Raw genomic sequence first — 12,814 nt, 5'->3', positions numbered from 1 at the left:
CGGCGCGGGCGCGGCGGCCTGGGTCGCGGCGCGGGCCGCGGCAGCCTCGGCTTCAGCGCGGCCGCGCGCTTCGGCGGCGGTGCGTTCGGTGTGTTCGCGAGCCAGTTCGATGGCGCGTTGACGGGCCTGCAGTTCCTCGCTGGACAGACCGCCGTCGGCGCTGCGCGCCGGGCGCGGGCCCTGGCCGGGGGCCGGGCGCGTATCGACGACCCGCTTCTCCGCCGACGAGGGCGCAGCCAGGTTGCCGCCGCCCGGCACATGGGTGCGCGCGCGCTTGGTCTCCACCACAACCGTCTTGGAACGGCCGTGGCTGAAGCTCTGCTTGACCGTGCCCGCGCTGACCGACCCCGCGCCGCGGGGCTTGAGGGTCAGAGGCGCGCGACCGCCCGGGGCGGAGGATCGGCCGTTGTCGTTGTCGTCGCTCATGCGCTCGCTTTACTCACCGACCGGACCAATGCCCGGCCAAAAGGATCGATCATTCATACGCAGCGCGCGGGGCGACATGCGTCCCGTCCGCCGCTGAAGGCTCCTCGCACCAACTCTCTGGAACGAGCGGGCTAAAGCCTGAGAACCGCAGAACGTCGGAACCCCAACGCTCGGCGGCGCGCCCCGCAAGGAAGGCGGTGTGTATCACATTCTCCAGCCCTAAGGCCAAACCCAATTCCTCAGCATTCGCGGCGCCGAACAGGCGCGGCGGGCTGGATTGCCGGCGGGCGAGGTTCAAAAGCTTGCGCCGGCCGTCTTCGGCGCCGTCGGCGGCCTCGATCATCCAGGCGCAGCGCCCTGACGAAATCGCGGCGGAGACCTTCTCGAACCCAGAGGTAAGGTCGCCCGCCCGGCGCGCAAGCCCAAGTCCGGCCAGCAGCCGTTTTTTGAGCAGGGCCGTCACCAGTCCGGAAAGGTCGGGCGGGACGACGAGCTTGGCCTTGGCCGCCCGCGAGAACTGATTGCGCTGCGCGGCCGCATCCAGCGACTTTCGGTCGGCCGCCACCCACAGGCCGCGCCCCGGCAGCTTGCGCGCCAGGTCGGGCGTCACCACGCCGCCCGGACCGGGGACGAAGCGGATCAGCCGCGCCTCGTCCATCACCTCGCCCGAGACGATGTCGCGCCGTTCGCGAGCGCCCAGCGGCGCCGCAGCGGCGTGCGCCGTCTCCAGGTCCGGTTCGCGTTCCGGCGCGTCGGATGAAGCGGTGCTAGGCGTCGCGGGCCTCGCCTTCCATCTCGGCGACGGCGAAGACCTGGCTGTCGTCTATCTCGGAGTCGCCGCCGGCCTCCAGCTCGGCCTCAGGTTCCGGCTCCGGCTCGGGTTCCGGCTCGACCCAGCCCATCGCCACGCGGGCGCGCATGATCAGCAGCTCGGCGTCCTGCGGGTCCAGGTTGAAGGACTCCAAGACGCCCGGCTCGCGCACCCGCTCGCCGCCCTTGGCTTCGAACCAGCCGCGCAGGTCGTCGGGCACCAGGCCCGCCAAGTCCTCGACGGTCTTCACGTCGCCGGCGCCCAGGGCCACGGCCATCGGCAGGGTGACGCCCTCGATCTCCAGCAGGCCGTCCTCGACGCCCAGCTCGCGGCGCTTGGCGTCGTACTCGGCGGCCTCGCGGTCCAGCCAGTCACGGGCGCGGGCCTGGATCTCTTCGCCGGTGTCCTCGTCGAAGCCTTCGATGGAGGCGATCTCCGAGGCGTCGACGTAGGCGACGTCCTCGACGGTGGCGAAGCCTTCGGTGACCAGCAGCTGGGCGATCACCTCGTCGACATCCAGCGACTCCTGGAACAGCGCGGTGCGTTCGGCGAACTCGCGCTGACGGCGCTCGCTCTCCTGGCTCTCGGTCATGATGTCGATCTGCCAACCGGTCAGCTGGCTCGCAAGACGGACGTTCTGGCCGCGGCGGCCGATGGCCAGCGACAGTTGTTCGTCGGGGACCACGACTTCGACGCGCTCGTCCTCCTCGTCCATCACCACCTTGGAGACTTCGGCCGGGGCCAGGCCGTTGACGATGAAGGTCGCCTCGTCCGGGCTCCACTGGATGATGTCGATCTTCTCGCCCTGCAGTTCGGCGACCACCGCCTGCACGCGGCTGCCGCGCATGCCGACGCAGGCGCCGACGGGGTCGATCGAGCTGTCGTTGGAGATCACCGCCATCTTGGCGCGGCTGCCCGGATCGCGGGCCACGGCGCGGATCTCGATGACGCCGTCGTAGACCTCGGGGACCTCCTGGGCGAACAGCTTGGCCATGAAGCCGCCGTGGGCGCGGGAGAGCAGGATCTGCGGGCCCTTGGTCTCGCGCCGCACGTCGTAGATGTAGCAGCGGATGCGGTCGCTGATGTTGAAGTTCTCGCGTGGGATCGACTGGTCGCGGCGCATGATGCCCTCGCCGCGGCCGAGGTCGACGACCACGTTGCCGTATTCCACGCGCTTGACCACGCCGTTGACGATCTCGCCAACCCGGTCCTTGAATTCCTCGTACTGGCGTTCGCGCTCGGCCTCGCGGACCTTCCCGGTCACCACTTGCCTGGCCATCTGCGTCTGCACCCGGCCGAACTCGAAGGGCGGCAGGATCTCTTCGTAGGTCTTGCCGACCACCGCGTCCTTGTCGTCGCGCTTGGCGTCGGCCAGGCGGATGACGCCCATCGGCTCGGCGGCCGGCGTCTCCTCGTCGACCGGCTCGAACACCGCGTCGTCGGCGATCACCGTCACCACCCGCTTGACGATCGTCTCGCCGGTCTTGGGATCGATGTGCACGCGGATGTCGTGCTCGGCGCCGTAGCGGGCGCGGGCGCCCTTCTGGATCGCTTCCTCGATCGCCTCGATGACGATCTCCTTGTCGATCGATTTCTCGCGCGCGACCGCCTCGGCGATCTGCAGCAGTTCAAGCCGGTTGGCGGAGATGCCGGTCAGGCTCATGGGGTGGACCCTTCTACTCGGACGTCTGTTGGGGTTCGGATTGCAGGCGCTGGGCGCGTTGCGCGGCCCCGCGTTTCATCAGGTCGTCGGTCAGCATCAGCTTGGCCTCGACGATCCAGGCGAATGGGATCAGGGCGGTGTGGTCCTCGCCCTCCAGGTCGATGGCGACGTCGGTTCCCTCGACGCCGGCCAGCAGGCCCTTGAAGCGCTTGCGGCCCTCGGCGAGCCGGTCCAGCTCCAGCCGCGCCTCCAGGCCCTCGTAGGCTTCGAAGTCCTTGAGACGGGTCAGCGGGCGGTCGATGCCAGGCGAGGAGACCTCGAGCACATATTCGCCGCTGATCGGGTCGGCGGCGTCCAGCACTTCGGAGAAGGCCCGCGACAGGCGCGTGCAGCCCTCGACGTTCATCTCGCCTTCCGGAGTCTCGGCCATGACCTGCAGCCGGCGCTGTTCCTTGCCGGCCATCAGCCTCAGGCGCACGATCTCGTAGCCGGCCGCCTCCGCCACGGGGTCGAGCAGCTCCAGCAGGCCCAGATCTTCGGCGGTCTTGCCGCGCATCAGCTACGCCGTTCCTCCGGCAAATAAAAAAGCGGCCGGGCCGGAGCCCGCCGCTCGTAGGCGTCTTTCGACGCTAACGGACGATGTTGAGAGGAATATAGGCCGCAAAACGCGCTTTGTCAGCCCTCTTGGTCGCGACGGGGCCGCACAGTGGGCGCCCATCCGCGGCGATTCGCGCATCCCGGCGCGCGAGCGGCCTTTCGTTAAGCCGTCGCATGGTTCAGAGAGCGCGCCTCCTCCCCAACTATTTCCAAGGCCCCTTTTACATGGACCTCTCCAAGATCCCCGTCGGCGTCAACCCGCCGTACGACGTCAACGCCGTCATCGAGATCCCGCAGGGCGGCGAACCGGTGAAGTACGAGATGGACAAGGCCAGCGGCGCAATCTTCGTCGACCGCTTCCTGCACACCGCGATGTTCTATCCCGGCAACTACGGCTTCATCCCGCACACCCTGGCGGACGACGGCGACCCGATGGACATCCTGGTGGTCGGCCCGACGCCGGTGGTGCCCGGCGCGATCATCCGCTGCCGGCCGATCGGCACGCTGATGATGGTCGACGAGGCCGGCGGCGACGAGAAGGTGCTGGCGGTGCCGGTGGATGCGCTGCACCCGTTCTATGTGGGCGTGGAGTCCTGGCGCGGCCTGCCGGCCATCCTGACCGAGCAGATCGCCCACTTCTTCCAGCACTACAAGGACCTGGAAAAGGGCAAGTCCGTTGAGATCAAGGGCTGGGCGGATCCGGAAGAAACCGCCGAGCTGATCCGCGCCTCGATCGAGCGCGGCAAGACGGCCTAGGCCCGCCGAAAGTCGAGGAACACCGGAGCGCAGTCGCCCAGGCGTTTCTCCTCATAGCGCGTGGTGATGTGGTCGGCGGGCGGCTTGCGCCAGTCGTCGGCCGTCTGCGCCTCCCACTGGAACGCGGGGTTAGCGAGCATCCGCTCCAGCGCCCAGTCCACATAGCCCGCCACGTCGCTGGCGAAGCGCAAGCTCCCTCCCGGCGCCAGCAGGCGGGCGAAATCGTCGATCGTCTCGCCCTGCACGAGCCGGCGCTTGTGATGCCGCGACTTCGGCCAGGGGTCGGGGAACAGCACGAAGATGCGCGCCAGACTGGCGTCGGGCAGCCGCGCCATCAACTCGCGCGCGTCGCCGTGGTGGACGCGCACATTGCCCAGGCCCGCCTCGTCGATGTGCCGCAGCGCGCTGGCGACCCCGTTGTGGAACGGCTCGGCGCCCAGCAGCAGGACATCCGGATGGCGCGCGGCCTGGCCGGCGAGATGCTCGCCGCCGCCGAAGCCGATCTCCAACCACGCCTGTTGGGCGCCGGCCATCAGCGTCCTGGGATCGAAGTCGCCGGGCGGCGGACTGATCTGCGGCAGCAGCGTCTCCATCAGCGCGGCCTGACGCGGCTTGATCGGCCGCGACTTCAGCCGGCCATAGGAACGCAGCGGCGGGTGCGTGGGGTCTTCCATGCCCCGCCTCGCGGGCCGACCTCTAGGCGATCGCCTTGAGCGCGTCGGCGAGGTCGGTCTTTTCCCAGGAGAAGCCGCCTTCGTTGTCCGGCTGGCGGCCGAAGTGGCCGTAGGCCGCGGTGCGGCCGTAGATCGGACGGTTGAGGCCCAGATGCTCGCGGATGGCGCGCGGGGTCGCCCCGCCGATCAGCTCCGGCAGCAGCGCCTCCAGCTTGGCCGGATCGACTTCCCCGGTGCCGTGCAGGTCGACGTAGAACGACAGCGGCTGGGCGACGCCGATGGCGTAGCTGATCTGGATGGTGCACTTGCGCGCCAGGCCGGCCGCCACGACGTTCTTGGCCAGGTAGCGGCAGGCGTAGGCCGCCGAGCGGTCGACCTTGGTCGGGTCCTTGCCGGAGAACGCGCCGCCGCCGTGCGGGGCCGCGCCGCCGTAGGTGTCGACGATGATCTTGCGGCCGGTCAGGCCGGCGTCGCCATCAGGTCCGCCGATGACGAAGCGGCCGGTGGGGTTGACGTGCCAGCGGGTCTTCTTGGTCAGCAGGCCGGCCGGGAACACGCCCTCGACGTAGGGGCGGATCAGGGCGGCGAGGCGCTTGGGCGTCGCGATCTGGTCGCCGATGCGCTTCTTGTGCTGGGTCGAGACGACGATCTGCAGGACTTCGACGGGGACGTCGTTCTCGTAGCGCAGGGTGACCTGGCTCTTGGCGTCCGGCTCGAGGTCCGCGCACTCGCCGGAGTGACGCACTTCCGCCAGCCGGCGCAGGATGTCGTGGGAATATTGCAGCGTCGCCGGCATCAGTTGAGGCGTCTCGCTCGAGGCGTAGCCGAACATGATGCCCTGGTCGCCAGCGCCTTCGTCCTTCGTCGCGCCCGCATCCACGCCCTGGGCGATGTCGACCGACTGGGGATGCAGGTGGCAGGCGTACTTGGCCTTGGCCCAGTGGAAGCCCTTCTGTTCGTAGCCGATGTCCTTGATCGCCTCGCGGACCTTGGGCTCGAGCGTCGAGATGATGTCGCGGGTCAGGGCCTTGTTCTCGGCCGCCGAGCCGCCCGGCCGGCCGGCTCGGACTTCGCCCGCCAGCACGATGCGGTTGGTGGTGACCAGGGTCTCGCAGGCGACGCGCGCTTCAGGTTCAGCGGCGAGGAAGGCGTCCACCACGGTGTCGGAGATGCGATCGGCGACCTTGTCGGGGTGACCCTCGGACACGCTCTCGCTGGTGAAGATGTAGTTGGAACGGCTCACTGTCGCAGGTCTCCGGTCAATCGGGACCGCCAGGCGGCGGTCCGTCAAAAGGCCGCCAGACCAATAAAGAAATCTTTATGTCCCGCAAGCTGCGCGGCGGGAATCAGGCGTCTTCGGCCTGTTCAGGCTCCGCCAGGACGCGAACAAGCTCAAGGATGCGGCGTCGAACGCGAGGCCGGCGGATGTTCGGGAAGCTGGCCGCCAGCTCCATCCCTTCCGGCGTCAGCAGGAAATCGTGCACAGACTGGCGCTCGCCGATGGTCTCCGCAGCCTCGACCGCGCCTGGGTCGCCCAGGCCCTCGTAGAAATAGCCGATGGTGGTCTGCAGGGCGCGGGCCATCTCCCAGAGCTTGGAGGCGCTAACCCGATTGGCGGCGCGCTCATACTTCTGCACCTGCTGGAATGTCAGGCCGATCGACTCCGCCAACCGTTCCTGACTGACGCCGAGTTCCCGACGCCGGAGCCGGATCCGCAGCCCCACATGTCGGTCAACGGGATTTGGGGCGCGCTCAAGTTCGTTTTCCTTGGCCATGCTTCCCCTTTAGACGAACCATCCCAATCCGCAAAACGCGGTTTTTTGCTTACAACGCACGGCTGCGCCGTAACCATCGCGGCACTACCGTAAGCAATGAAATCAGCAGCATGCCGACGAAAATGGCGTCGCCCCAGTGGCTGTAGACCGTTGCGCGGACGATCGGCGGCAGACGTGAGTCGATAACGCTGGCCCGGCCCATTTCGAGCCGTGTTCCGGGGACGATTTCACCGCGGGCGTCGATGATCGCCGAAACCCCGGTCGGCGTCGCCCGAACGATGGGCGCACCTTCCTCGATGGCGCGGTAGCTGGCGAGATTCAGGTGCTGCAGCGGCCCGCTTGTCACTCCAAACCAGGAGTCGTTGGAGATGTTGAGGATCCAACGCGGCCTCGGCGCGCCGGCGCGCGTGGCCCTGGAGGTGAACCCGGGAAACAGCGCCTCGTAGCAGATCAACGGCTGCACCGCCGGCAAGCCTGCGGGCGTCATCGGGCGCGGCGGCGGCCCGGCGGCGAAGTCGCCAGGCATGTGCACCAGGCTGCGCAGGCCCATGCGCGTGGCGAGTTCGCCGAGCGGCAGGAATTCCCCGAACGGCACCAAGCGGTGCTTGTCGTAGACGCCGGAGATCTGCAGGCCGCCCGCCACGCGGCGGAAGGCGATCAGGCTGTTGAAATAGAGCGTCTCGGCCCGGGCGCGCGGCTCCGCGCGGTTGGCGCCCATCATCAGCGTCTGGCCGGGTTTGAGCGCCTGGGTCAGGCGTCGCGCGTAGGGCGAGCCTGGGGCCATCAGGTCATTGATCACCACAGGCAGAGCGCCTTCCGGCCAGATCACCAGATCGGGCTGGCCTGGCGCGCCACGCTGGGTGAGGTCGAGATAGGTGGCGAAGATCTGTTCGAGGTTCTCCGGCCGCCACTTGTCCTTCTGGTCGATGTCGGCCTGGACGACGCGGATCAGCGGGCCGTCCGGCGGACCCAGCGGCTGGGCCAGGCGCCATGCGCCGGCGGCGTAGAGGGTCACCAGCGCGACGGCCGCCAAACCGACGGCGATCATGCGGCGGCGGCGCGGCGACTTGTCGAAGGCCAGCGCCGGCGCGGCGGCGATCGCCACGGTCAGCCAGGTGAGTCCATACGCGCCCATCGCCGCGGCGGCCTGGGACGGCGGCGATCCGGCGCGCCAGGTCTCGCCGGGCAGGTTCCAGGGAAAGCCGGTGAACAGGTGGCCGCGCAACCACTCGAGTGCGGCGAAGGCGCCGGCGAACACCAGCACCCGGCTGACGCCCCGCACGCCGGCCAGCCGATACAGCCAAAGCGCCGCGCCCCAGAACAACGCCAGGCCGGCGGACATCAAGGCCAGCGCGAACGGGGCCATCCAGCCCTGTTCGGCGGCGTCGACCATGAACGCCTCGACCACCCACCAGACGCTGATCGAGAAATAACCGACGCCGGCCAGCCATCCGCGGAAGAAGGCCGAGCGCAGGGGTCGTGGCCCGGCGTTGTCGGCGCAGGCCAGCATCACCGCATAGCCCAGCAGGCCAGGGAGCAGGCCGAACGGCGGATGCGCCAGCCCGGCTGCGAGACCGGCGGCGAGGGCCGCCAGCCGAATCCGCCAGGCCGTGGTCAGGCGGATCACGCGCGATCACGCGTCGAGTTCGACGATCGGCGCCGTCGGCGGCCGGTGGACACGCACCCGCTTCACCCGGCGCGGGTCGGCGGCGGCGACCTCGAAGGCGAAACCGCCGGGGTGCGGGATGCGCTCGCGCGGCCTGGGGACGCGCCCGGCCAGCACGGTCACCAGGCCCGCCACCGTGTCGATCTCCTCGTCGACGTCGGGAGGCGCGAGATCGACGCCGCCCATGGCCGCTTCCAGATCCTCGACCAGCACCCGGCCGTCGACCATCCAGCCGCCCTCGTCCTCGACGATCGGCGGGCCGGCGTCATCGGCCTCGTCGTGCTCATCGGCGATTTCGCCGACCAGACGCTCGAGCAGGTCCTCCAGGGTCACCAGGCCGTCGGTGCCGCCGAACTCGTCGATCACCAGCGCCATGTGGCTATGGCTGGAGCGCATCAGGCCGAGCAGCTCGGAGGCGCGCATGGAGACCGGCACGTACAGCGCCTTGCGCACCAAGTGGCGGCGGCGCTGCAGAACGGGATCGCGCGGCTTCGGCCGGCGCGAGGGCGCGGCGGCCAGCAGCTTGAAGATGTCCTTCACGTGCACGACGCCCACCGGATCGTCGAGGTTCTCGCGATAGACCGGCATGCGCGAATGTTCGGCCTCGGCGAAGTGGGCGACCACTTCCTCGAAGGTGCAGGTCATATCCAGCGCCAGGATGTCCGCGCGGGGCTTCATCACGTCCTCGACCCGCAGGTCGTGGAACGCCTGGGCGTGCTCCACCAGATCCTCGGACGCCCGGTTGGGCTCGAGCAGCGGCAGCGGAGGCTCGACGCCGAGCTTCAGCAGCATCCGGCCGAGGAAACCGCGCCAGCCGCCCGGCTTGCGGGGCGGCCCGGACGGGCGCGAATCGTCGGTGTCAGCCATGGTCTCCCTGTTCCGCCGCGTAGGGATCAGGGACCCCCAGCGTGGCGAGAATGGCGCGCTCGAGGCCTTCCATAGCTTCGGCCTCGACGTCGCTCATATGGTCGTATCCTAAGAGATGCAGCATGCCGTGCGCCACCAGATGCTGCAGGTGGTGGCCCAACGGCTTTCCCTGCTCCACAGCCTCGCGGGCGCAGACGCCGTAGGCCAGCGCCACGTCGCCCAGATGATGCTCGGGATTGTCGGGCGCCGGGAAGGACAGCACATTGGTCGGGCCCGGCTTGTCACGGAAGCGCGCGTTGAGTTCGGCCACCGCCTCGTCGTCGGTGAGCAGGATGGCCGCCGCGTCATCGGCGTCGCCCTCCGGCGCCATGGCCAGCGCGGCGCGCGCGGCGTCACGCACCAGATCGGCGGCTTGCGGTACGGCGGCGGCCCATTCGTCCGCCTCGATCTCGACGTCGATCAACCGACGCGCCCGCGCTTGGCCGCATCGGCCTCATAGGCGCGCACGATGCGCTCGACCATGGGATGGCGAACCACGTCCTCGACGGCGAAGCGGGTGACGCCGACGCCCTCCACCCCGTCCAGCAGGCTGACGGCGTGGGCGAGGCCCGAGTCGTTCTGATTGACCAGATCGACCTGGCTGGGGTCGCCGGTCACCGCCATGCGCGCGCCCTCGCCCAGGCGGGTGAGCAACATCTTCATCTGCAGGCGCGAGGTGTTCTGCGCCTCGTCGACGATGACGAAGGCGTGGCTGAGCGTGCGGCCGCGCATGAAGGCCACCGGCGCGACCTCGATCTCGCCCTTCTCGCGACGACGGCGGAGCTGCTCGCCGCCGAGGATGTCGGTGAGCGCCTCCCAGACCGGCGCCATGTAGGGATCGACCTTCTCGGTGAGGTCGCCGGGCAGGAATCCCAGCCGCTCGCCCGCCTCCACCGCCGGGCGGGTGACCACCAGCCGGTCGACGTCGCCGCGCAGCAGCAGGCCAGCGCCGTGCGCCACGGCGAGGAAGGTCTTGCCGGTGCCGGCGGGACCCAGACCGAACACCAGTTCGCAGTTGCTGAGCGCCTGCAGATAGCGGGCCTGGGCCGCGGTCTTCGGCGACACCGGGCCGCGACGGCCGATCGGCAGGGTTCCGAGAAGGCCGCCGCCGGAGCCTGCGGGCTGGCCCGCGCGAGCCTGGCCTATGGCGACGCGCACATCGGCCTCGGCGATCTCCAGGCCCTTGTCGGCGCGTTCGGCGATGGTCTGCACGGCGCGCTTGGCGGCGGCGCGGGCGCGGGAGTCGCCGTCGACCGAGACCCCGCCGCCGGGAGTCTCCATCAGAACGCCGAACGCGTCTTCGATCAGCGCCGTGTGGCGGCTGTTGGCGCCGGTCACCGCGCGCACCGCGGCGTCGGACAGGGAAATGAATTCGGGCGCGCGACTCACGCAGTCTCCAAGACGCGGGCGCCGACCAGGCTGTTGGGGCCGGCGCGGTTGATCTCCACAGCAACGATCTGGCCGATCAGACGATCCGGCGCTTCCAGATAGACCGCCTGGAGATAGGGGCTGCGGCCGATGATCTGGCCGGGGTAGCGGCCGGACTTCTCGAACAGCACCGGCAGCACCTTGCCGGCCTGGGCCGCGTTGAACGCGCGCTGCTGGGTTTCCAGCAGCGCTTGCAGCCGGGCCAGACGCTCGGATTTGACGTCCTCGGGCACCTGTCCCGGCATGGCGGCGGCGGGGGTGCCGGGGCGCGGCGAGTACTTGAACGAGAAGGCGCCGGCGAAGCCGACCGCGCGGATCAGGTCCAGGGTCGCTTCGAAGTCCTCCTCGCGCTCGCCCGGGAAGCCGACGATGAAGTCGCTGGACAGCGCCAGGTCCGGGCGCGCGGCGCGGATCCGTTCGACCAGGGCGAGATAGGATTTGGCGCCGTGGCCGCGGTTCATCGCCCGCAGGATCCGGTCCGATCCCGACTGCACCGGCAGGTGCAGATAGGGCATCAGCGCCTCGACCTCGCCGTGGGCGGCGATCAGGGCGTCGTCCATGTCGCGCGGATGGCTGGTGGTGTAGCGGATGCGGTCGAGGCCCGGGATCGCCGCCAGGCGGCGCACGAGGCCGGCGAGGCCGCCCTCCGCGCCGTCATAGGCGTTGACGTTCTGGCCCAGCAAGGTGACCTCGCGGACACCGCGCTCGGCCAGGCCGCGGGCCTCGGTCTCGATGTCGGCGGCGGGGCGCGACCACTCGGCGCCACGGGTATAGGGCACCACGCAGAAGGTGCAGAACTTGTCGCAGCCCTCCTGCACGGTGAGGAAGGCGGTGACGCCGGACGGACGACGGGCCGGCAGGGCGTCGAACTTGGCCTGCGGCTCGAAATCGCAGGCGAGGCTCTCGCCGCGGGCCCGATGGGTGCGGGCGATCAGCTCGGGCAACTGGTGATAGGCCTGCGGTCCGACGACCAGGTCGACGGCGGGCTGGCGGCGCATGATCTCCTCGCCCTCGGCCTGGGCGACGCAGCCGGCGACGGCGACGGTCATCACCTCGCCGGCCTCGGCGCGGGCGAGCTTCATCAGCCGGATCTGGCCGAGTTCGGAGTAGACTTTCTCGGTGGCCTGGTCGCGGATGTGGCAGGGGTTGAGCACCGCCAGGGCGGCGTCGTCCGGCCGGTCCGACATCGCATAGCCGAGCGGGGCCAGCACATCGGCCATCCGCTCGCTGTCATAGACGTTCATCTGACAGCCGTAGGTCTTGATGTAGAGACGCCTGGCCGGCGGAGCAGCGGACATGGCGCTGGTTATGGGGTTGGCGACAAGGCGGCGCAACCCACGGTCCCGCTACTCCTCGATCGGCAGGCCGTAGAGCTCCAGCCGATGGTCGACCAGCTTGAAGCCCAGGCGCCGCGCGATCGCCTCCTGCAGGGCCTCGATCTCGGGGTCGACGAACTCCACCACCTTGCCCGTCTTCATGTCGATCAGGTGGTCGTGGTGGACGTCCGTGGCCTCCTCGTAGCGCGAGCGGCCGTCGCGGAAGTCGTGGCGCGAGATGATCCCCGATTCCTCGAACAGACGGACGGTGCGGTACACCGTGGCGATCGAGATGTGCGGATCGACGCCGTGCGCCCGGCGATGCAGCTCCTCCACATCCGGGTGGTCATGCGCTTCGGACAGCACGCGCGCGATGACGCGGCGCTGCTCAGTCATCCGCATGCCCTTTTCCAGGCAAAGCTTTTCGATCCGGTCGGACACGATTTTCTCCGGCGTTCAGGCGTGAAGCATACGACTACGGGAGCGCGGCGTTAAGGTCGATACGCATCACGAACGCATCGACCTCCTCGCCGCCAGGACGGCTGTAATAGCCGCGGCGCGTGGCGATCCGCCGAAATCCCAGGCCGGCGTACAGCGCCTCGGCGGCGGGGTTGTCGACGGCGACCTCCAGGAAGGCGGCCGTGGCTCCGGCCTGGGCCGCCGCGAGCAGGGCCGCCTGGACGAGCGCGTGCGCCACGCCCCGCCGCCGCGCCTGCGGATCGACGGCGATGGTCAGCACTTCGCAGTCGTCGGCGACCACGCGGCACAGCATCATACCCACGGGCCCCGGCGCCTC

The 12,814-nt window shown here is 69.6% G+C and carries 15 protein-coding genes; 1 reads left to right on the top strand and 14 read right to left on the bottom strand.

The window, feature by feature from the left end:
* The 4 genes from Q8M88_RS09340 to rimP all read right to left on the bottom strand — a co-directional run.
* On the bottom strand, nucleotides 1-426 hold a 426-nt coding region (locus tag Q8M88_RS09340; protein WP_305596662.1), incomplete at its 3' end, for an IF-2-associated domain-containing protein.
* 49 nt (nucleotides 427-475) lie between these two features.
* The gene (locus tag Q8M88_RS09335; protein WP_305596668.1) at nucleotides 476-1,156 is read right to left on the bottom strand and encodes an RNA-binding protein; all 681 of its coding nucleotides are present in this window, start codon (nucleotides 1,154-1,156) and stop codon (nucleotides 476-478) included.
* A 37-nt stretch (nucleotides 1,157-1,193) separates the two neighbouring features.
* The gene (nusA, locus tag Q8M88_RS09330; RefSeq protein ID WP_305596660.1) at nucleotides 1,194-2,900 is read right to left on the bottom strand and encodes a transcription termination factor NusA; all 1,707 of its coding nucleotides are present in this window, start codon (nucleotides 2,898-2,900) and stop codon (nucleotides 1,194-1,196) included.
* A 13-nt stretch (nucleotides 2,901-2,913) separates the two neighbouring features.
* Nucleotides 2,914-3,456 (bottom strand): ribosome maturation factor RimP, encoded by a 543-nt coding sequence (rimP, locus tag Q8M88_RS09325; RefSeq protein ID WP_305596658.1) that lies wholly within the window; start codon nucleotides 3,454-3,456, stop codon nucleotides 2,914-2,916.
* Nucleotides 3,457-3,722: 266 nt separating this feature from the next.
* On the opposite strand from rimP, the gene ppa reads away from it, so the two are divergent.
* On the top strand, nucleotides 3,723-4,253 hold the full coding sequence (gene ppa, locus Q8M88_RS09320; protein ID WP_305596656.1) for an inorganic diphosphatase: 531 nt from the start codon (nucleotides 3,723-3,725) through the stop codon (nucleotides 4,251-4,253).
* Here ppa and trmB read toward each other — a convergent pair.
* The 10 genes from trmB to Q8M88_RS09270 all read right to left on the bottom strand — a co-directional run.
* Nucleotides 4,250-4,927 carry a tRNA (guanosine(46)-N7)-methyltransferase TrmB gene (gene trmB, locus Q8M88_RS09315; protein WP_305596654.1) on the bottom strand — a complete coding sequence of 226 codons (678 nt, stop codon included), beginning with the start codon at nucleotides 4,925-4,927 and terminating at the stop codon, nucleotides 4,250-4,252. The two genes, ppa and trmB, sit on opposite strands and share 4 nt — an antisense overlap.
* 22 nt (nucleotides 4,928-4,949) lie before the next feature.
* Nucleotides 4,950-6,170 (bottom strand): methionine adenosyltransferase, encoded by a 1,221-nt coding sequence (metK, locus tag Q8M88_RS09310; RefSeq protein WP_305596652.1) that lies wholly within the window; start codon nucleotides 6,168-6,170, stop codon nucleotides 4,950-4,952.
* Nucleotides 6,171-6,273: 103 nt separating this feature from the next.
* Complete coding sequence (locus Q8M88_RS09305) at nucleotides 6,274-6,702, bottom strand: helix-turn-helix domain-containing protein (protein ID WP_305596650.1); 429 nt, start codon at nucleotides 6,700-6,702, stop codon at nucleotides 6,274-6,276.
* A 49-nt stretch (nucleotides 6,703-6,751) separates the two neighbouring features.
* The gene (gene lnt / locus Q8M88_RS09300; protein WP_305596648.1) at nucleotides 6,752-8,329 is read right to left on the bottom strand and encodes an apolipoprotein N-acyltransferase; all 1,578 of its coding nucleotides are present in this window, start codon (nucleotides 8,327-8,329) and stop codon (nucleotides 6,752-6,754) included.
* 6 nt (nucleotides 8,330-8,335) lie between these two features.
* Nucleotides 8,336-9,235, bottom strand: coding sequence for a hemolysin family protein (locus tag Q8M88_RS09295; RefSeq protein ID WP_305596646.1), 900 nt, complete (start codon nucleotides 9,233-9,235; stop codon nucleotides 8,336-8,338).
* The gene (ybeY, locus tag Q8M88_RS09290) at nucleotides 9,228-9,698 is read right to left on the bottom strand and encodes an rRNA maturation RNase YbeY (protein WP_305596644.1); all 471 of its coding nucleotides are present in this window, start codon (nucleotides 9,696-9,698) and stop codon (nucleotides 9,228-9,230) included. The genes Q8M88_RS09295 and ybeY overlap by 8 nt, the downstream gene beginning before the upstream one ends.
* Entirely contained in the window at nucleotides 9,695-10,663 is a 969-nt protein-coding gene (locus Q8M88_RS09285; RefSeq protein ID WP_305596642.1) for a PhoH family protein, read from the bottom strand. Before Q8M88_RS09285 ends, ybeY begins: the two co-directional genes overlap by 4 nt.
* The gene (miaB, locus tag Q8M88_RS09280) at nucleotides 10,660-12,000 is read right to left on the bottom strand and encodes a tRNA (N6-isopentenyl adenosine(37)-C2)-methylthiotransferase MiaB (protein WP_305596666.1); all 1,341 of its coding nucleotides are present in this window, start codon (nucleotides 11,998-12,000) and stop codon (nucleotides 10,660-10,662) included. Before miaB ends, Q8M88_RS09285 begins: the two co-directional genes overlap by 4 nt.
* A gap of 48 nt (nucleotides 12,001-12,048) precedes the next feature.
* The gene (locus Q8M88_RS09275; protein WP_305596664.1) at nucleotides 12,049-12,420 is read right to left on the bottom strand and encodes a Fur family transcriptional regulator; all 372 of its coding nucleotides are present in this window, start codon (nucleotides 12,418-12,420) and stop codon (nucleotides 12,049-12,051) included.
* Nucleotides 12,421-12,493: 73 nt separating this feature from the next.
* Nucleotides 12,494-12,814: GNAT family N-acetyltransferase (locus Q8M88_RS09270; protein WP_305596640.1), on the bottom strand; the 321-nt coding region annotated here is incomplete at its 5' end.

This window comes from Phenylobacterium sp., from assembly GCF_030693805.1.
GTDB lineage: Bacteria > Pseudomonadota > Alphaproteobacteria > Caulobacterales > Caulobacteraceae > Phenylobacterium.
This window is presented reverse-complemented; position numbering and strand designations above follow the sequence as displayed.

Excerpts from the sequence above, each read along its gene's own strand:
- trmB (WP_305596654.1), bottom strand. The coding sequence starts at position 4,927 with ATGGAAGACCCCACGCACCCGCCGCTGCGTTCCTATGGCCGGCTGAAG.
- nusA (WP_305596660.1), bottom strand. The coding sequence starts at position 2,900 with ATGAGCCTGACCGGCATCTCCGCCAACCGGCTTGAACTGCTGCAGATC.
- Q8M88_RS09275 (WP_305596664.1), bottom strand. The coding sequence starts at position 12,420 with ATGCGGATGACTGAGCAGCGCCGCGTCATCGCGCGCGTGCTGTCCGAA.
- miaB (WP_305596666.1), bottom strand. The coding sequence starts at position 12,000 with ATGTCCGCTGCTCCGCCGGCCAGGCGTCTCTACATCAAGACCTACGGC.
- Q8M88_RS09305 (WP_305596650.1), bottom strand. The coding sequence starts at position 6,702 with ATGGCCAAGGAAAACGAACTTGAGCGCGCCCCAAATCCCGTTGACCGA.
- ppa (WP_305596656.1), top strand. The coding sequence starts at position 3,723 with ATGGACCTCTCCAAGATCCCCGTCGGCGTCAACCCGCCGTACGACGTC.
- Q8M88_RS09295 (WP_305596646.1), bottom strand. The coding sequence starts at position 9,235 with ATGGCTGACACCGACGATTCGCGCCCGTCCGGGCCGCCCCGCAAGCCG.
- rimP (WP_305596658.1), bottom strand. The coding sequence starts at position 3,456 with ATGCGCGGCAAGACCGCCGAAGATCTGGGCCTGCTGGAGCTGCTCGAC.